This is a genomic window from [Haemophilus] ducreyi, from assembly GCF_900109315.1.
GTDB classification, from domain to species: domain Bacteria; phylum Pseudomonadota; class Gammaproteobacteria; order Enterobacterales; family Pasteurellaceae; genus Haemophilus_B; species Haemophilus_B ducreyi.
The window spans coordinates 68,108-88,299 of record NZ_FOJC01000008.1; the positions used below are offsets into that span (position 1 = coordinate 68,108).

Genomic DNA, 20,192 nt, shown 5'->3' on the forward strand with positions numbered 1-20,192 from the left:
ATTTTCACCCAAGAACATGGAATACTTGGTATATATGACCGCTTGTACTTATTTATCTACTAAAGGAAACGCTCGATTTAAATCATATTTCAGTAAGACTAAACCACCACCAATAAGTAAAATATCTTTAAAAATAAAAGAGTTAAAACCTAATTGCGGCAGTAAACTTAAGGTAACTATACCTGTTACTAAGGTCCCTAAAGCTCCAACAATACCTAATTTAGGTCTTGAAATACCAAATAATAAACTCAAATAAGTTATACCTTCCACAACACCTAGTAAATAACTAGCGCCATGAAATCCTAACCAATCATACAGAAAACTTAACCAACTGTTTGCAATAATTGGTTTTAAAGCCTCTACTTCAAAATCAAACCATTTAAATATGCCAAAAATGATAAATACTACAAAAATCGTTAAGCGTAAAATAAGCATATCCCATTCAGATTTTTGAAAGCGTACAATTAAATTATGCATAATGTCTCCTAATCAAAATAATTCATTATATAGATAAAGACAATTAAACAAGCAATGCCTTACGTAAAAATTAAAAAAGCCCTCTATCTAGTAGAGGGCTTTTATGCTTTTTAAGATTATTATTTAACCAGCTCGCCTTTCGCTTGTAAATCTGCATGATAAGAAGAACGAACAAATGGACCGCAAGCAGCGTGTTCAAATCCCATTTTTTCAGCTTCACTGCGAAACATTTCAAATTCAGCAGGCGGAACATAACGTTCTACTCTTAAATGATGACGGCTTGGTTGTAAATATTGACCAACGGTCAACATCGTCACCCCATGATCACGTAAATCTTGCATAACCGCTAAAATTTCTTCGTTTGTTTCGCCCAATCCAACCATTAAGCCTGATTTAGTAGGAATATTAGGGAACTCTTGTTTGAAAATTTTAAGCAATTCTAATGACCATTTATAATCCGCTCCCGGGCGAATTTCGCGATATAAACGTGGCACATTTTCTAAATTATGATTAAATACATCGGGCGGATTTTGTTTCAAAATAGCAACCGCTTGTTCTACTCGACCACGAAAATCCGGGACCAAAATCTCGACTTTGCATTCAGGATTTAATGCTTTAATTTCTCGCACTGTAGCCGCAAAATGTGCTGCACCACGATCGGCCAAATCATCACGATCGACCGACGTAATTACCACGTATTTTAATTTCATATCTTGCACTGTTTCGGCAACTTTACGAGGTTCATCGGGATCAAGTGGTAATGGCTTACCATGCGCAACATCACAAAACGGACAACGACGAGTACAAATTGCGCCCATAATCATAAAAGTGGCAGTACCATGATTAAAACATTCATGTAAATTTGGACAAGATGCTTCTTCACAAACTGAATGTAAACCGTGGCGACGCATACCATATTTAATGCTATCAATTTTCGCTGAATTAGTCGGTAACTTGATTTTCATCCACTCAGGTTTTTTCAATAATTCTTGGTCTGGGTCAATATTCCTGACTTGAATCACTGAAGTTTTTGCCGCATCACGATATTTTACACCGCGTTCCATTTTAAATGGTTCTAATTTAGTTGGTTTTTTACCGATTGCTGTTGTCATTCTCTTTTTATTACTCTTATAAAAAATTTAAGACGCGAATATGCGTCTATAAGCGGTTATTTTTATATCTTTTTGCACTCATTCAAAAACAAGCCTATACGGCTTGAATTTCTGATTTATTAGTAATTTGTTGGCTATTATATCCAAAAATGTTGCAAAAGTGAGCAACTAATTTTGAAGCAACCAATTTACATTGAGCATTATCTTCACTGATATAATCTTTTAGTTGGGTCATTTCTAAGCCCGCATAACCACAAGGGTTAATATGACTGAACGGCGTTAAATCCATATTGACGTTAAAGGCTAACCCATGAAATGAACACCCTTTACGAATACGTAACCCTAATGAACAAATTTTTTTCCCCTCAATATAAACCCCCGGTGCATCAGGTTTTGGATATCCTTCAATACCATAATTTGCCAACGTTCTGACCACACATTGTTCTAAAGCGGTAACTAATTCTCTGACTGAAATATCTTTGCCTTGCGCTTTGAGGCGTTTAATATCAATCAACACATACATTATTTGCTGACCTTCTCCATGATAGGTTATTTGCCCCCCCCGATCGGTCTGCACGACAGGAATATGGCTTGAAGTAAGCAAATGCTCAGATTTACCCGTTGAACCTTGTGTAAATACAGCTGGATGCTGAACAAGCCAAATCTCATCAGCACTATGTTCATCACGCTGATCAGTAAAATCTTGCATTTGATGCCAGATTTTCTCATAAGGTTGTATGCCAAGTTGGCGGATAATTAAATGGTTCATGAAATATGGTTAGCTATATTAATTATTTTTCACACATTTTTGTTTGTTGATTGTAACTACCGCCAAAATCTAAACATTGATCTTCTTCTATAAAATTTTGTACCGCTGGTTTTACAAATAAAAATAAAGCCAACACAATAATTACTATACATACTATTTTTTTCATTTTTCTATTTCTCCATATCGGTTGATAATATTGATCATTAACTAAAGTACCATCCTAACCCCGGTAATTTTAGCTAATTCTAGATAAAGTGTTTCAATTTGATCAATATGCTCTGCAATAATATCAATTGAAACAGAATTATAAGTCCCTTTCGAACTCCGCTGTTGACGTGGATTACAATCCCCTTTAGCGTGAACTTGCGTTATCGCAACGACATCTTCCACTAAATCTTCTCGATGAATACCAACAACTTTAAAAGTAAATGCACAAGGAAACTCTAATAAATCTTTTAGTTTAGCTTGTGGTAAATCTTTCAAATTAATCGCTTGAGGCATATTTTTCTCCTTTTACTAATGCTAAGCAGTGTAATTTGACAAAAGTTGCACAAAATCACACCGCTTTTTTATTCATTCAAATATGGGAATGATTTTATATTACAAGCCTGTAATACTAGTCAAATAAACTTTTTACGGTTAATGCTAACCAATCCCATATTTTGCCTAAAAGCCCCGTTTCTTTCACTTCTTGTAATACTTGCAAATCGTGTACCGCAATATCTTTACTGTCTAATTGATAAATCACTTTCCCCACAACTTGACCTTTAGTTAATGGCGCTTCTAAATGTTTAGGTGTTAACTCATAGCGAACTTTCAAATCTGTTGTTTTGCCTTTAGGAATCGTGACAAAACCATCCGTTAACGTACCAAGTTGAACTTTATTGCTTTCACCATAGTAAATGCCTTGTTCTGAAACAGTTTGACCCGCAGGCAATGATTTAACCGTCTCGAAATTAGCAAAGCCCCATTGTAATAACTTTTTACTTTCAACTTCACGACCTTTATAAGTTGGCACGCCCATCACGACAGAAATCAAACGCGTATTACTATCAGTAGCTGATGCAACTAAATTATAGCCCGCTTGATTAGTGTGACCGGTTTTCATACCGTCCACATTCATCGTTTTATCCCATAATAAGCCATTACGATTCGGTTGCGGTTTTTTAATATTATATTTAAATTCTTTTTCAGAGTAGATTTTATATTCTTCTGGCTGATCACGAATAACATGAGCACCAATAATAGCCATATCTAAAGCGGATGAATATTGACTCTCTTCATCTAGACCATGTACCGTTGTAAAATGCGTATTTTTCAAACCAAACTGTTGACCAAATTTATTCATTTGATCAATAAACTCTTGTTGCGAACCTGAAGTATGTTCCGCTAATGCAACCGCAGCGTCATTACCTGAAACAATAATTAAGCCTCGCATTAAATCGGCTACAGACACTTGGGTATTTAAGTCTAAAAACATTAATGATGAACCCGGAAATTTTCGAGCCCAAGCATTTTCACTTACTGTGACCATATCACTGTTTTTTACTTTACCTTGTTTAATCGCATCACCGACAACATAACTCGTCATCATTTTAGTTAATGATGCAGGATGTTGACGTTGTTGAGGATTTAAACTTGCTAATACCGCACCAGAGTTATAGTCCATTAACACATAAGTTTGCGCATTTAATTGTGGTGCTGAAATACCAAATTCAACACTTGCATCTACTGCCACTGCTGAGTGGGAAAAAGCTAATGCAACAAGGCTGATTGATGTAAATAATCTTTTCTTCATACAAAATCCAACGTTTTAAAAAATGACAGATAATACAAGTAAGGGCTTATTGATATTCAATAAACCCTAATTAACCTCACATAAGCGGATTAAGCTAAATATCTTCATTAACAGAAGTATTATTACCTTTTTTATTTTTATTAAGGACCGCTAATTTCACTTTCGCCAGCCCCGCTCTTTTCATTCCAAGCTCAATAGCTGCCGCTTTAGATAAGTCAACAATACGTGATCCATAATAAGGCCCACGATCATTCACTCTCACAATAACCGAACGTCCATTACGCACATTAGTCACTTCAAGTAACGTGCCAAACGGTAATATTTTATGGGCTGCTGTCATTTCATTATTACTAAACCGCTCACCATTAGCGGTTAAACGACCATTAAATTGATCACCATAATAACTAGCAATACCCGATTGATAATGGCTACGCAAGCTATTTTTATGCTGTTCTTTCAGCGATTTATTGTTCGCTTTTTTTAAAGCAATTGTTCGTTTTACTTTAAGTATTTCTTTTTTATCTATTTCAGAAGCGGTTAATTTTTTTACTTCTGTATTTTTTACGTCTTTGGTCGTTGCAACAGAATTCAATGTTCCGAAGGTTAAGAATCCAGCTAACAACAGGGTTACCATTTTACGTAATCGCATAAGTTTTCCTCATTAGATATCGTATATCTGTAACGATGTGTTTTACGCCTTTATCACAGTAATGGCTATTTATCTTTCTTTTGATACCACTAAAAAACAAAAGTTCTTGCTTTCGATAAAAACCAGAAAGATTAAAGTCTACTATATGGATTACTGCTTTGCATACTTTTACGATGTACATAAGACGACATCATTAATCCAAAAGCAGCCATCAGCGTCACGTAAGAAGTTCCGCCATAACTAAAGAGCGGTAAGGGTACACCAACTACCGGTAAAATACCACTTACCATGCCAATGTTTACAAAAACATAAACAAAAAATAACAATGCTGTACCGCCCGAAATAAGGCGACCAAAAGCAGAATTTGCTTTAGCACCAATAACTAAGCCCCGAGCAATAATAAATAAATAGATCACTAATAAAATTAGTACGCCCATCATACCGTGTTCCTCACCTAATACGGCGAAAATAAAGTCGGTATGCGGTTCTGGTAAAAACTCAAGTTGCGATTGCGTTCCCTCCATCCAACCTTTACCATGTAATCCACCGGAGCCAATCGCAATTTTGGATTGAATAATATGATACCCAGCCCCTAGCGGGTCTTTTTCAGAATCAATTAACGTCATTACCCGTGTTTTTTGGTAATCGTGCATCAAAAAAAACCACATAACAGGAATAAATGCTGCTAAAGAAACGCCACCAATACTAATTAATTTCCAACTTAATCCAGCTAAAAAAAGCACAAAAATACCAGCAGCACACACTAAGATTGCAGTTCCCAAATCAGGTTGTGCAGCGACTAACAAAGTTGGAAATATAATAATCATCAATGCAATAAACGTATCTTTCAAACTTGGAGGTAATGATCTTGCACCTAAATAAGTTGCGACCATTAACGGCACAGCTAATTTCGCAATTTCCGAAGGCTGAAAGCGGATAAATCCAAGATTCAGCCAACGCTGTGCGCCTTTACTTGTTTCGCCGACTAAGTCGACCAATACCAACATCACAATGCAAACCAGATAAAGATAAGGAGAAATACGTTCATAAAAGCGTGGGGGAATCATTGCCATAAACAACATAACCACTAATCCTAATGAAATCTGAATCACTCGGTTAGTGAATATTTTTTCACTGGCACCACTAGCACTATATAGCACCAATAAACCATAGCCCGTAATGGCTAACAGCCCTAATAATAACCATAAATCAAGCGAAAAAATCTTCCAAAAAACTTTTTTGACAGCTCTATTCATTACTCACTTTATCCTTTTTTCGCTCAAGCGGTTGTGTTTTTTCTATGGTTTGAACGGGTTGAGCTACATTGTCTGAATGTTGTTTAAAAGTATGCGTTAAGGCAAAATCCATAATTTGTCGAGCAACCGGTGCCGCATTAGCACCACCGCCACCTGCATTTTCTAAGATAATCGCGACCGCTACTTTAGGATCTTCATAAGGAGCATAACTAATAAACCAAGCATGGTCATGTAACTCTTTTTTCAATGTATCTTTATTATATTTTGCACCATTAAGGTTAAATACTTGAGCTGTACCACTTTTACCCGCGGCTTGATAAAAAGAACCGCCCGCTTTTTTACCTGTACCATTTGGTGAATTAATCACATTATACATACCTAGTTTTGCAACTTGCCAAAAGCGCTTTGGTACGCCTCTAATATCATCATAAAGCACAGGATCTTTATAGGCTTCTGTTTTATCGCTATCAATAATTTCTAGCATTAAATGCGGTGTATTTACACGGCCATTATTAATTAAAATGGCCATCGCCTTAGCTAATTGTAACGGAGTCGCAATCCAATAGCCTTGCCCAATACCGACCGGAATAGTATCGCCTTGCACCCAAGCCTTTTTATACCGCTTCTGCTTCCACGTTCGGTTTGGATAAACGCCTGAAGATTCCTCAAACAAATCAATTCCCGTTTTCTGCCCAAAGCCAAATTTAGCCATCCACTCTGCCATTTTATCAATGCCGGTATCATAAGCTAGCTGATAAAAAAAAGTATCAGAAGATTCAGCGATTGCCTTATTAACATTAATTGAGCCATGCCCGCCTTTTTTCCAATCTCGATAGCGTTGCGTTGAGCCAGGAAAAATCCAAAAACCAGGATCATATACCGTGGTATAGGGCGTAATTTTGCCTTCAGCTAAGCCCATTACCGCATAAAATGGCTTGACCGTTGACGCGGGCGGATAAGCGCCTTGCGTTGCACGGCTATAAAGTGGACGCGCCGGATCTTCAAGCAATCTCTTATAATCCGCTCCCGACACACCGCCAACAAACAAATTATTATCATAGCTAGGGTTAGTAACCATCGCTAAAATACTACTATCACGCGGATCAAGCACCACAACTGACCCTTTTTGGGTCTCCAACACACATTGAATGTATTGTTGCAATTCAACATCAATACTCAACCGAATACTGCTTCCTGCGACACCAGCTTGATCACGTAACTTACGAATGACTTTGCCACGATTATTAATTTCAACTTCTTCAAAACCAGTTTGACCATGCAATTGGTCTTCATAGTATTTCTCAATACCTAATTTACCAATATCATACGAACCGGCGTAATTGCCAAACTTCCCCTCTTTTTCAAGCTTTTTCTTATCTTTTTCATTAATCTTAGCTACATAACCTAAAACATGTGTTAGCGTTTCAGCGTATGGATAATTACGTTTATAGTATGCTAGCACATCTAAACTCGGGAAGCGGTATTGATTAACCGCAAAGCGCGCTATCTGTTCTTCGCTTAAGTTACCTTTTAATAAAATAGGGGAATAACGTGAGGTGCGTTTTTTCTCTTTATAGAACGCTTCTATATCTTCATCGGTTAGCCCGACAATTTCCTTTAACTCAAGTAAAGTCTGTGTAATATCGGTAGTTTTCTCAGGAATAATATACAAACCAAAATAAGTGATATTTTCAGCTAATACTTTGCCATTACGATCATAAATCAAGCCACGCGTAGGCGGTACAGGCAATAATTTAATTCGATTACCGTCTGAACGTGTTTGATAATCTTCATAATGAATAACCTGCAAGTGGTAAAGGTTGGTGATTAATACACTGGTTAATCCTAAAACAAAGAAAAAAGCAATCAATGCGCGACGTGCAAACAGATTACTTTCTGCTTTAGTATCCCGCACTTTTTGCAGTATTCGAGTGGCAGTCAATTTACCCAACATACTCTCTCGTTGCCCACTATTCTCGATGATAAGGGTGATTAGTGGTTAACGACCAAGCTCGATATAAACTCTCCGCCACAATCACACGCACTAATGAATGAGGTAATGTTAAGGGGGAAAGCGACCAACTTTGTTCAGCAGCTTGCTTACATTCTGTAGAAAGCCCCTCATGGCCACCAATTAATAGGCAAATATCTCGCCCGTCACTTTTCCAACTTTCTAACTGTGTTGCTAATTGTTCAGTAGTCCAAGGTTTACCTGGAATATCCAAACTAACTATCTTCGCTCTACCCGCTGCCTCCAACATTGCTTTGCCTTCTTGTTCGAGAATACGTTTAATATCCGCATTTTTACCTCGTTTACCTGCGGCAATTTCAATTAATTCAAACGGCATATCTTTTGGGAAACGGCGCTGATATTCCTCAAAGCCGTTTTTCACCCATACTGGCATTTTTGTGCCGACCGCGATCAGTTGTATTTTCATCTTAATAAGCCTAGAAAAAGTAACTCTCGTGCTTTAACTGTTAACGCCAAAGTTTTTCTAGCTGATAAAGCTCACGTGCATCGGCTTGTAATAAATGCACTATCGCCTGCCCAAAATCGACCACCACCCAATCCGCCACAGCTCGACCTTCTTCACCTAAAACCCCAACACCGGCTTTTTTTGCTTCTATAATCAACCGCTCAGCCGTAGAAGAAACGTGTCGTACTGAAGTACCGGTAGCAATAATCATTGTATCAGTAATACTTGATTTACCACGAACATCAATGGCTAAAATATCTTGAGCTTTTAAATCATCTAAAGTTGTTGTTAAAAATTCGATTACATGTTGTTCCACGTTAATTTCTCTTAGTTAAGTTATTTAAAAGTATAATGCGCAAATTTTAGCATAATTTTTTCACAATCGAAGAAAAGCAAAAAGAAAGCGGTCATTTTGGCAAATTTTTTTACAAAAATAACCGCTATAAGCTATAGTTAAATTCAACTAGACGCTAATAATTTTTTCAAGCGATATAGCTCATCTAACGCCTGACGAGGTGTTAATTCATCAGGTGTTATTGCTCTTAAGGCAAGCTCTACCGCACTCTCAACCGTTGCAAGCGGTGCCATTTTTTCCTCTTCTGGCATTTCCACCGTAAATAATAAATCCGCTTGCGGATGCTGTTGAGCCATTTTAGTTTGTTGTGAAATTTCTTCTAAATGCACTAAACGTTGTTTTGCTAAGGCTATCACCTGTTTTGGCAACCCCGCTAATGCGGCTACCGCCAAGCCATAACTTTTGCTTGCCGCCCCTTCTTGTACACTATGCATAAAGGCGATCGTATCATTATATTCACACGCATCTAAATGAACATTTGCCACGCCTTTTAACTGACTAGGTAAACTGGTTAATTCAAAATAGTGAGTGGCAAATAATGTCAATGATTGTGTTTTGTTCGCCAACCATTCAGCACACGCCCACGCCAAAGCTAACCCATCGTAAGTGGAAGTGCCACGCCCAATTTCATCAATCAGAACCATGCTTTGCGCAGTAGCTTGATGCAGAATATTTGCCATTTCAGTCATCTCAACCATAAAAGTAGAACGACCAGAGGCTAAATCATCGCTAGCACCAATGCGGGTAAAAATACGATCGATCACACCAATTTCAGCACTTTCAGCCGGCACAAAACTGCCGATATACGCCATTAAACAAATCAAAGCCGTTTGACGCATATAAGTGCTTTTACCGCCCATATTTGGCCCGGTAACAATCAGTAAATGTCGTTGTGAATTCAAAAAAACCGTATTAGCAATAAATGGCTCCACCATCACGTGTTCAACCACCGGATGTCGCCCGGCTTTAATATTAATACCACGTTGCAAGCTAAAAGAGGGCCGAACATAATGCAAACTTTCTGCCCGCTCAGCCAAATTCACTAGCACATCTAATTCAGATAATGCCATTGCCGTTTGCTGTAGCGCGCCCAAATGCGGCATAATTAAATCAAACAACTGTTCATAAAGTTGCTTTTCTAATGCAAGTGCTGCACCTTTCGCCTTTAACACCTTATCCTCATAGTTTTTTAACTCAGGGATAATATACCGCTCAGCATTTTTCAATGTTTGGCGGCGAACATAATGTATAGGTGCTTTATGTGCTTGCGCTTGGCTAATTTGAATGTAATAACCTTGTACAGCATTAAAACCGATCTTTAACGTATCAATACCGGTACTTTCACGCTCACGAATTTCTAAATTATCTAAATATTGTGTCGCCCCCGCAGACAATGTACGCCATTCATCTAATTCTGCATGATAGCCTTCCGCGATTACCCCACCATCTCGTATTAACTGTGGCGGTGTTTCAATAATAGCCTGTTCTAACAGGGTATATAACTCACTAAAATCAGCAATTTTGGTCAATAATGCAGCCAAACAAGCGCCCAAATTTTGCGTACACTTTGCAATCAAAGGCAGTTGTGCCAATGCTGTTCGTAACCGAGTTAGATCTCTAGGACGTGCAGAACGCAAAGCAATGCGCGCCAAAATACGTTCCATATCGCCCACATTACGCAACAAAGGCTGAAGTGGTTCAATTTGCTCGTATTGTTGCAAAGTAGCGATCATATCTTGTCGGCTTTTTAGGATATCTAATTGCCTAATCGGTTGATGAATCCACCGCTTTAATAAACGGCTGCCCATTGGCGTAACGCATTTATCTAATACCGAAGCAAGCGTTGCTTCTGTACCGCCCGCTAAATTTTGAGTTAGCTCTAAATTTCTACGGGTGGCGGCATCTAATAACACCATTTCACTATCTTGCGAGAGATGAATGCTATTAATATGCGGTAAAGCAGTACGTTGTGTTTCTTGTGCATAATGTAAAACACAGCCGGCAGCACACAACGCAACTTTTGCTTGTTGAACACCAAAACCATCTAAACATTGGGTGCCAAATTGTCTATTTAATAATTGAATTGCAGTAACCAACTCAAATTCCCAACAAGGACGCCGCCGTAACCCCTTATAATTATTTAACATGGGTATATAAGCAAAGTCTTCTGGATATAGTATTTCTGCCGGCATTACACGCTGTAATTCTGCCATTAAAGCCGTTTTATTGGCTAATTCACTGATCAAAAATCGCCCGGAAGTCATATCTAATGTAGCAATCGCAAAAACACCTTTTTGCTCGCAAATAGCCGCCACCAAATTATCTTGTCGTTCAGGTAATAAGGCTTCATCACTGACAGTCCCCGGCGTTACAATCCGCACTACTTTACGCTCGACCGGTCCTTTTGAAGCCCCCACTTCGCCTATTTGCTCACAAATTGCCACCGACTCACCAAGTGCCACTAGTTTAGCTAAATAGCCTTCCACTGCATGATAAGGCACACCTGCCATTGGGATTGGCTCACCAGCAGAGGCCCCCCGTTTGGTTAATGAAATATCTAATAACACCGCAGCTTTTTTAGCATCTTCATAAAAAAGTTCGTAAAAATCCCCCATTCGATAAAATAACAAAATATCGGGATGTTGCGCTTTTAATTGCAGATATTGCTGCATCATCGGAGTATGTTGTGAAACATCTTTATTCATCAAGTTATCATCCTAAATGACCTAGTTAGCCTTAGTTTAGCAAATTAAAGCACTATAAAATACTCATCAAATTGAGAAATCGTTAACAAAAAAGGGCACCGAAGTGCCCTTTTAAATTTATTAATCCTAATGATTAGAAAGTGATCTCTGCATTCACACGGAAATTACGTCCCGGTGCGTTAAAGCGTTTAATCCCTTTACCTGTTTTTTGATTAATTAAGTTAGTTGTACCAAATGGACGGATAGAACGGATGCTATCCCAAGTGCCATATTCACGGTTTGTAAGGTTATACACCCCAGCACGCAATGTCACGTTTTTAACTGGCTTAATATAAGCAATTAAATCGACTAACGTATAGCTATCACTACGCCATTTAATGTGTTGGTCTTTTTGATCTTTTCCATCATAGAACATATTGAAGGTATCTTTTTCTTTTTTAGCACTTGCGTGTGTTAAATACATATCTACCCCAAATTTTTCTTGTGTATGTTCATAACCTAGCCCAACCACATGTGTTTGAGGTTGAATCACATTCATTGGGGTATCCAACTTATTAGTATCTCTTTGTTTACCTTCTTCACCTACTTTGCTACTCATTCTGCCTTTTTGTAAGCTAAGTTTATAAGATAAATTAAAGCCATCTAATACGCCCCAAACATCACCTAAATGTAATCTAGAATTAACTTCAAGCCCTTTGACGCGTGCTTTATCACGGTTAACATTTTGGTAAAGTAAAGTTTCTAATTGACTACCGCCATTACCATAAGGTAACGAACCTTTTTTCAAATAGGCCAAATCTAAGAAATCTTTATAATCTGTTTGGAATAGGTTGACTGTTAAGAAACTTTGTTGCTTATGTAACGTAATTGCCACTTCCTTATTTTTAGATCTTTCCGCTTTTAAATCTAAATTTGGATAAATAGAGAATGAAGGGTGCTGGAATACAAAATAAATCTCATCTGAAGTTGGTGCTCTAAAACCTGTGGCATATTTTGCTTGGATTTTCAAGAAATCCATTGGGTCAAAACTAAAGGTGGCACTATAAGAGTTAGCTGAAAACTTGGTCTTTTTCGATGCTAAATAAACCGCATTTTTTTCCGCATTCTCATTTTTTTCATCTTGTGTAGCATAAGTATTCTTAGGTTTCAATTCAATAAAACGCCCTAAAATCAAATCTGTCGGTAATTTAGGTGTAGTACCAGGGATATATTTAGGGTCGTGTTTTATACGATCATAACGGTATGCCAAATCTAAATTAACCTTATCATTTAGCTTAATTTTATCCGTCACATATAACGCGCCTGTTTTAGTTTTAACTGGAATTAAGAAACTAAATAATCTATCTTCATGAGAACATAAAGTTGTAAAACTATTCCCATTATATGGTTGACATTTATTGGGTTTACCGTTTTCCTCACCAAAAAAGATATTTGCCCACCACTGCCTATTATAGGCTTCATAGCCAGCCCTATTGATCATACTTTTTTTAACTTCGCTATATAAACCACCATAAGTCGCATTATGTTCTACACTTTTTAGCTTAAAGCTTTTAGTTAAATCTATATTATACTGCTGAGTATCAGTATTTAAATCACGATCTCTCCATTGATTTTCTACATAACCTTTTTCGCTAGGTAAATACACACGGCTAAATTTTTTATTTTCACCACGGCTTTCTAATACAGCATATTTCCCATTGCCATTATTCATAGTTTTTTCAGATAGCTCATAAGTTATATATTTATATTCATTAGGGGAATTGCCATATCCATTATTTGTACTTGATAATAATTGCATGGGCTTAGAACAATCATATTGATCACAATTAATTAAAATGCTATCTACATTAAATTCTTTAACTCTTACTTCTTTACCTTTGCTATCAAAATAGTTATTAAACTCTCCCTCTTTTTTGTGTGTAATTTTACCATCATGTTTATCTAAAAATATCCCTTTATCATTAATGTATAGCCCAGAAGGGTTAGCAATAGTAGGACAATCAATTTCACCATTAACGTCACAATATTCATCTAAACGAGCTTTCAATTTAATTTTCTGGTGATTATGGGTAATTTTGAGTGTATCCCAAAAGTCATTAGTATCAAAATTTTCATAGACAACAGAAATATTTTTACGGTTACTTTTATCATGAGTATGGCGTACATCTTTTAAAAATGGCCCACCATTATAAGAGGTAAATGCATTAGACCAATCAGTACCTCGGCTGGTATTACGACTATCATCATAGCCTAGGGTAAAGCGGTTGGTATCATTTAATTGATAGCCTATTTTAATTAAGCTGCTTTGTTTAGTAATTTTATATGGGTCGGCTTTTTCACGTTCTTTACGAACGACTGATCCATCATAATGGCGATGCCCATAATTACGTAATTCATTGCCGTGGCGTTGGGTGTGTACGGCTAATAAATCAAAATCGCTATAACGGCCAGCTGCAGTCACGCTATGTAATTTTTGATTATCTGCACTTGAGTAGCCAGTTTTATAGCCAAAATGGTAATTTTTATCGATTAAATAATCGCGTACATCTTTAGATTCAAATGAAACAGTTCCGCCTAAGCTTCCGCTACCTGTACGAATAGCATCTGCACCTTTTTGAATGACCACTTGTTTTAAGTTTTCAACCTCTACACCGTTACGGGTATTATTAAAATTGCCGTAACCTTCAAATAATTCTTTAAACCCTTGTGATGAAATCGTTTCAGCTTGGTGTAAGCCATCAACCACTACCGCAACACGGTTTTCATCAACACCACGAATAGCATAACCTGAGCTACCAAAGCGACCTTTTTCTACTACGGTTATCCCGGTTTCATAACGGACTAAATCACGGCTATCTTGAACTTGCTGTTTGCTGAGCGCTTTAGCATTTTTTTTGATTTCACCTACATTTTTGTTATGTACCGAGTCGTCCTCCGACGAAACAACAATAGTTTCTAATTTTTCTGTTTGCATATTGCTTTCGGCATAAACCGTGTGAGCATACCCCAAAATACAGAGAGTAATCGCTGAGAGTTTATTCGTTTTCATTACGTATTCCTTAAATGTTAAGTATTAGTGAAGTTATGTAAGTTTGATTTTAATAAAAACGATTATCAAAAACATCTTGTGTATTTTATTTATTTTACAAAAAAGCTCAAGCAATAAATGAAAATAAATACTAATGTTTTTAATATAATGACAACTTAAGTTATATTGACAATCAATCAGCAAAAAAAAGTAAAAAAATAGCGAGCTAAATGCTCGCTATTTTGTGTTGCTATCCTGAGATGCGGTCGTATTATTTTTTTAATAAATCACGGATCTCTGCTAATAATTCTTCTTGAGTTGGGCCTTTGGCTACCGCGGGTGCTTCTGCAACCTCTGCCGGTCTTTTAAGTGAATTAATAGCTTTAACCATTGAAAATACTGCAATTGCGATAATTAAGAAATCAAATATGTTTTGGATAAAGGCGCCATATTTTAACATTACGGCTTCTGCACCTTCTTTGGCGGGTGCAATTTGAATAGCAAGATCTTTAAAGTCCACGCCGCCAATTAACCAACCGATTGGTGGCATAATCACATCACTGACCAATGAAGACACTATTTTACCAAATGCACCACCGATGATTACCCCGACAGCCATATCCATAACGTTGCCTTTTACAGCAAACTCACGAAATTCTTTTAAAATACTCATTGCTTTTCCTTAATATTTACTCATCATTGAGTCGTTAATTAAATAATCATAAGACAAACATTAATATTATATTCATTTTTTAATGAAACTGACAATTAATATTGACGTTAATCTTTCCAAAAATAGGGCGTAAAAATAATTAGTAATGAAAAAATTTCTAAACGTCCACAAATCATTGCTAATGAAAAAATGTATTTAGCGCTATCCGAAACGCCTGAAAAATTACCGCTTACCATTCCTAATCCTGGCCCGGCGTTGGTTAAGGTTGCTAAAACCGCGCCTACTGCATCACCAATTCCCATTCCACATAGAATGGCTGCGAACACAAAACACAAGAACACAAAAATAGAGGCTATTAAAAATGCCCAAATCCGTTCTTGGGTGCTAATGGGTAATACTTGATCGCCAATTTTAATCGTTTTTTGCAAGTTGGGGTGAATTAACATATTTAATTCTTTTTTCAGTAATAACCATAATACTAATACACGAATGGTTTTTAAACCACCGGAAGTTGAGCCTGAACAACCGCCCCAAATCGCACTGAATACTAATAATAGCCCTAAAACGGGCGGTAATGTATTGATATCAAAAATGGTATAACCTGACGTCATTGACATTGAGGTTAATTGTATTGCGCCTTTGGATATCGCATCATTAAAAGAATAATTATACGCTAGGTATAAACCAAATGAAAAAAGTGCAATAAAAATCAATTGGCTGATAAAAAAGAAGCGAAATTCAGGGTTATGCCAATAATGCTTCACAATACTATAACGGCGTTCATACTGATAAATTAATGAAATATGTAAGCCAAAATTACAGCCTCCGATCAGCATAAATAAGGCGGTTACTAGATAAATCTTATTACTGTTAAAATAAACTAATCCGTCATTATGGGTTGACATTCCGCCATTTGCGACCGTGGAAAAGCTATGTGAAACCGCATCAAATAGGTTCATTCCCAGTAAATAATAAGCGCCCGCACAGCAAAGGGTTAATCCTAAGTAGATAATCCATAAAATCTTAGCCACTTCGGTTATCCGCGGTAATGATTTATCGCGTAATGGATTAGAGCTTTCTGCGCGATAAAGTTGTACGCTACTAATGCCAAACAATGGGATAATTGCTACGGCAAGTACAATCATTCCCATACCGCCTAACCACTGTAAGAATTGCCGATAAAACAAAATGGCTTTTGGCAAGCTATCTAAATCCGTAATCACTGTTGCACCAGTGGTGGTTAAGCCTGAAAAGGATTCAAAAATTGATTCGCTTAAGCTTAAATCTGGATTATCTAAAATAATAAATGGCACCGCTCCAAGCAAACCTAGCACTACCCAGAAAAGCACGACAATTAAAAAACCTTCACGTGAACGTAATGCATATTTATGCTCTCGACAAAACCACCATAAAAATGCGCCGACTGAGAAGGTTAATAAGAACGATTGTACAAATTCGCGCCCGCCACCATCACCATAAATCAGTGCGATAAAAGCAGGTAATAACATTGTGATGGAAAAACTCATCACAAGAATACCAATAATGCGAATAATAGTTAGTAATTGCAAAAATACCTCTAATAACGTAGCTAGTAAGCGGTTAAATTTTACTGAATTTTAGCAAGTTCAGCAAAGATAAGTAGAAAAAGCCGGTAAAATAGCCAAGATAAGTGCTCATTTTCTGCTAAAATAATGCCACCTATTCACTGCACTCAATCTTAACCATGTCAAAATTAAATATTATTTTTGCAGGCACACCTGAATTTGCCGCACAACATTTACAAGCCTTATTAGCTTCTCAACACAATATCGTGGCGGTTTATACTCAACCGGATAAACCTGCAGGAAGAGGCAAAAAATTGCAAGCAAGCCCAGTTAAACAACTTGCATTACAGCATAATATTCCTGTTTATCAGCCAAAATCATTGCGCAATCCACAAGCACAAGCCGAGTTGAATGCATTAAATGCGGATGTAATGGTTGTAGTCGCATACGGATTAATTCTCCCCGAAGCCGTTCTCCATATTCCGCGTTATGGTTGTTTAAATGTACATGGTTCATTATTACCACGTTGGCGCGGTGCAGCACCTATTCAGCGTGCGATTTGGGCGGGTGATCAGGAAACGGGGGTAACGATTATGCAAATGGATGCGGGCTTAGATACCGGTGATATGTTACATAAAGTTAGCACAAAAATTGAAGCAGACGAAACCTCGGCTTCGTTATATATGAAACTAGCCCAATTGGCACCGCCGGCATTATTAGCAGTTTTAGATGGGTTAACTGAACAGCAGTTCAAACCTGAAAAACAAGACGATCAGTTAGCCAACTATGCAGAAAAGCTATCCAAACAAGAAGCAAAATTAGATTGGAATTTGCCCGCTTATCAGTTAGCACAAAATATACGTGCTTTTAATCCGTGGCCAATAAGTTTTTTAACTGTTGAAGTAGAAGGTGTGGAACAACATGTGAAAGTGTATCAAGCCACCGTATTAGCACATCAGCATCACGCTGTAGGCACGGTATTACAAGTAGATAAAAATGGAATTCAAATTGCGACAAGCGAAGGTGTTTTAAATATTACTCAATTGCAACCACAATGCAAAAAACCTATGTCAGTACAAGATTTCTTAAACGGTAGAGCAAACTGGTTTAGTTTGGGTAAGCAATTATAATTTAAGCACAATCATTCCTCTGCTTAATCTCTACGCTACGCGGGGGGATTTTTACTCTCCATTTGATCTTTTTTTAGCACAAACATAATATTTACTGCCTTGTTTATACTGTTCAATATCGGTCATTTCCGCCAAATAAGCATAAAAGGTTTGTTTAATACAATTAATTCTGGCTAATACATATTGATATAATTCTCCTTTAGTCAGCGGTTCGGATAGTTCTGCTAGGATTTCTCGAATATGTTGTTGAATTTGGTGGCGCAAATCTTGATGAAAGGCGATAAGTGAATGTTCGCTCGCTTTTAATTGAACGAATACATTATTATTTATATCTGGCGTTAGGTATTCCAACACATTACCATTAAATTGCTTTAGTTTTTGTCGAATACTCGACGCTTTATAGTCTGTTTGGCTAGCTAAGTAATTAATTCCGTTAATGGTGTAGTTTGCTGATCATTATCATTAAAAAAGGTTAAGATCAATTGATAGAATTGCTGATTATTTGGCAACTTACGTTTCATTTTCAAAATAATCGGTTCATTTGGGCGTCGTAATCGCCATAATTTATCTTCACATACAAATTCTGCTTCAGATAAATAAATTTTGATTGAATTCATTGATACTTTTCGTTGTTGCTTAATCAATTCAAATAGTTGTTGTTGACTTAATAAGCCATATTTTGTTAGGGATTCAACAATTAACGTTTTTATATTCTTATTGGCAATATGCCATTCAGTTAACGTCCAAACCCCACTTTTACCCATCGGCGAAAAACGAGGATCTTGCGACATTTGCGATGCAATACTGCGGACTAGTCGTTCTTCATCACGCAATGCTCCCATTTTTTCAATCATTAAATGCGCTATCGCTTTCAAGGAGGTTGGTTGTTGCTTTTCTAATAATAAGCGATAAACAATATCGCCAAAATTACGGTAGGTATTGATTTCACGATGTATTTTGCCACGCTCAAGCCGAATGCCGACCAAATTATCTAATAATAAACATAATTCAGTTACTGATAAAAAATCGATCGCTAGGGTGTCAAAATAATCTAAAACAGTCTCAAGTTGTATATCTTTAAATTCATCATATAACGCTCGTTGGATATTTTCTAAAATATAATCGAGCTGATCTTTGGCTAAATTGGTAAAAAAATAATCCTTAAAATGATAGTGATGTAACTGCCGATAAATTTGTTGATAGCCCAAAATATGCATCAGTAATAGACTGTAATGTTGTTCTTGAAAAAATTCGGGAAATTGAGAACGTGTGATTAAATGGTGTTGAGTTAATTTTTGCGTAATTTGGTAATAGTAATCGATCACTGAATTATCTAAGCGCTTAGTGGCTGGCTTATTGATACGATATTCCCCTCGTAAAAACAGTTGCAATTGTTCTTCTAACATATTCGAAATTTGCCGAACTCTTTCTCGTGTTAAGCCTAATGAATCACCAATATGCTCTAACGTTTCAATTGAATGTGTTTCTAAACCGTAACGACGAAATAAAATTTGCCGATCGCGTTCTTTATGCTTACTTTGATAAACTTTCGTAAAAAATAGCGTGATTACTTGCTTGAAATGGTCGATTAATGATGGTTGTGGCGCTATAAAAATAACGTCTTGAAAAATCAGCTTATCAAAATCGGGAGTAGATAAATTGCTATAAAACTGAATATGACGAATGGCTTCAATTTGGGAGTGAATTACCGTTTTTTGACTGATTCCTTTACAAGTTGCTAAATCGCTAAAAATAAAATCAAGTGCTTGTTTAACGGTATTGATAGGCTGTTTTTTGATAAGGTTGAGAGTTCGAACCGGTAAATCCGTGAAGTATTTTAACGTAAGTTTAATTTCACGTTCTGCAAAAATAGGCGGGTAAAATAGAGTGAATAATGTAACTGGGAAATGATGGATAAGATATTGATTAATTTGCGTAAAGGTCTTAAAAAGGGTTTCGGCGGAAAATGATGGTTCAAAGTAAAGCTGTTGGTATGTTAGTTTTAGTAGCTCTCTCACATTTGCACACCTTGCTGAATGAAAAATGAGGTAACCAACGGTTCAAAATCAAAAATATCTTGCCCATCTACTTCTAATAATGTGGTATTGATCATCGCCTGATTTTTTGCCATTTTAGCCATATCGACACACAGTAACATAAGCCCTCCGATCCAATTTTTAGCATAGTTGTCGTTATATATTGAGAATAGAAAGTTGTCA

At 36.9% G+C, this 20,192-nt stretch carries 19 protein-coding genes; 1 reads left to right on the plus strand and 18 read right to left on the minus strand.

What is annotated here, in order from left to right:
• Positions 1-48: 48 nt before the first annotated feature.
• From BMX01_RS06575 to BMX01_RS06640, 15 genes are all read right to left on the minus strand, one after another.
• Positions 49-477 (minus strand): DUF417 family protein, encoded by a 429-nt coding sequence (locus BMX01_RS06575; protein WP_064082457.1) that lies wholly within the window; start codon positions 475-477, stop codon positions 49-51.
• A gap of 119 nt (positions 478-596) precedes the next feature.
• Positions 597-1,589 (minus strand): lipoyl synthase, encoded by a 993-nt coding sequence (lipA, locus tag BMX01_RS06580; protein WP_064083371.1) that lies wholly within the window; start codon positions 1,587-1,589, stop codon positions 597-599.
• Between the two features lie 94 nt (positions 1,590-1,683).
• Positions 1,684-2,358: a lipoyl(octanoyl) transferase LipB gene (lipB, locus tag BMX01_RS06585; RefSeq protein WP_064082455.1), complete on the minus strand. Its 675-nt coding sequence runs from the start codon at positions 2,356-2,358 to the stop codon at positions 1,684-1,686.
• A gap of 22 nt (positions 2,359-2,380) precedes the next feature.
• The gene (locus tag BMX01_RS07865) at positions 2,381-2,524 is read right to left on the minus strand and encodes a hypothetical protein (RefSeq protein WP_010945744.1); all 144 of its coding nucleotides are present in this window, start codon (positions 2,522-2,524) and stop codon (positions 2,381-2,383) included.
• Positions 2,525-2,565: 41 nt separating this feature from the next.
• The gene (gene ybeD, locus BMX01_RS06590) at positions 2,566-2,859 is read right to left on the minus strand and encodes a DUF493 family protein YbeD (RefSeq protein ID WP_010945745.1); all 294 of its coding nucleotides are present in this window, start codon (positions 2,857-2,859) and stop codon (positions 2,566-2,568) included.
• A 115-nt stretch (positions 2,860-2,974) separates the two neighbouring features.
• A complete protein-coding gene (locus BMX01_RS06595) occupies positions 2,975-4,156 on the minus strand; it encodes a serine hydrolase (protein WP_064082454.1) in 1,182 nt (393 codons plus the stop codon).
• A 94-nt stretch (positions 4,157-4,250) separates the two neighbouring features.
• Positions 4,251-4,805: a septal ring lytic transglycosylase RlpA family protein gene (locus tag BMX01_RS06600; RefSeq protein ID WP_064082453.1), complete on the minus strand. Its 555-nt coding sequence runs from the start codon at positions 4,803-4,805 to the stop codon at positions 4,251-4,253.
• Between the two features lie 131 nt (positions 4,806-4,936).
• Positions 4,937-6,061 carry a rod shape-determining protein RodA gene (gene rodA / locus BMX01_RS06605; protein ID WP_064082452.1) on the minus strand — a complete coding sequence of 375 codons (1,125 nt, stop codon included), beginning with the start codon at positions 6,059-6,061 and terminating at the stop codon, positions 4,937-4,939.
• On the minus strand, positions 6,054-8,015 hold the full coding sequence (mrdA, locus tag BMX01_RS06610) for a penicillin-binding protein 2 (RefSeq protein WP_064082451.1): 1,962 nt from the start codon (positions 8,013-8,015) through the stop codon (positions 6,054-6,056). Before mrdA ends, rodA begins: the two co-directional genes overlap by 8 nt.
• Positions 8,016-8,031: 16 nt before the next feature.
• Positions 8,032-8,499 carry a 23S rRNA (pseudouridine(1915)-N(3))-methyltransferase RlmH gene (gene rlmH, locus BMX01_RS06615; RefSeq protein WP_064082450.1) on the minus strand — a complete coding sequence of 156 codons (468 nt, stop codon included), beginning with the start codon at positions 8,497-8,499 and terminating at the stop codon, positions 8,032-8,034.
• A gap of 40 nt (positions 8,500-8,539) precedes the next feature.
• The gene (rsfS, locus tag BMX01_RS06620) at positions 8,540-8,854 is read right to left on the minus strand and encodes a ribosome silencing factor (RefSeq protein WP_064082449.1); all 315 of its coding nucleotides are present in this window, start codon (positions 8,852-8,854) and stop codon (positions 8,540-8,542) included.
• Between the two features lie 143 nt (positions 8,855-8,997).
• Positions 8,998-11,598 carry a DNA mismatch repair protein MutS gene (gene mutS / locus BMX01_RS06625; RefSeq protein WP_064082448.1) on the minus strand — a complete coding sequence of 867 codons (2,601 nt, stop codon included), beginning with the start codon at positions 11,596-11,598 and terminating at the stop codon, positions 8,998-9,000.
• Between the two features lie 133 nt (positions 11,599-11,731).
• Positions 11,732-14,647 (minus strand): TonB-dependent hemoglobin receptor HgbA, encoded by a 2,916-nt coding sequence (gene hgbA / locus BMX01_RS06630; protein ID WP_074647992.1) that lies wholly within the window; start codon positions 14,645-14,647, stop codon positions 11,732-11,734.
• A 250-nt stretch (positions 14,648-14,897) separates the two neighbouring features.
• A complete protein-coding gene (mscL, locus tag BMX01_RS06635) occupies positions 14,898-15,299 on the minus strand; it encodes a large-conductance mechanosensitive channel protein MscL (protein ID WP_064082446.1) in 402 nt (133 codons plus the stop codon).
• A gap of 107 nt (positions 15,300-15,406) precedes the next feature.
• Complete coding sequence (locus tag BMX01_RS06640) at positions 15,407-16,867, minus strand: potassium transporter TrkG (RefSeq protein ID WP_064082445.1); 1,461 nt, start codon at positions 16,865-16,867, stop codon at positions 15,407-15,409.
• A 155-nt stretch (positions 16,868-17,022) separates the two neighbouring features.
• On the opposite strand from BMX01_RS06640, the gene fmt reads away from it, so the two are divergent.
• Positions 17,023-17,973 carry a methionyl-tRNA formyltransferase gene (fmt, locus tag BMX01_RS06645; RefSeq protein ID WP_064082444.1) on the plus strand — a complete coding sequence of 317 codons (951 nt, stop codon included), beginning with the start codon at positions 17,023-17,025 and terminating at the stop codon, positions 17,971-17,973.
• Positions 17,974-18,024: 51 nt separating this feature from the next.
• Here the strand turns inward: fmt and BMX01_RS06650 are convergent, their stop codons facing one another.
• From BMX01_RS06650 to BMX01_RS07830, 3 genes are all read right to left on the minus strand, one after another.
• Complete coding sequence (locus BMX01_RS06650) at positions 18,025-18,327, minus strand: hypothetical protein (protein WP_064082443.1); 303 nt, start codon at positions 18,325-18,327, stop codon at positions 18,025-18,027.
• 62 nt (positions 18,328-18,389) lie between these two features.
• Positions 18,390-19,991, minus strand: a complete 1,602-nt coding sequence (locus BMX01_RS06655; RefSeq protein WP_064083376.1) for a sigma factor-like helix-turn-helix DNA-binding protein — start codon at positions 19,989-19,991, stop codon at positions 18,390-18,392.
• The gene (locus BMX01_RS07830) at positions 19,988-20,131 is read right to left on the minus strand and encodes a hypothetical protein (protein ID WP_158077650.1); all 144 of its coding nucleotides are present in this window, start codon (positions 20,129-20,131) and stop codon (positions 19,988-19,990) included. The genes BMX01_RS06655 and BMX01_RS07830 overlap by 4 nt, the downstream gene beginning before the upstream one ends.
• Positions 20,132-20,192 lie beyond the last annotated feature (61 nt).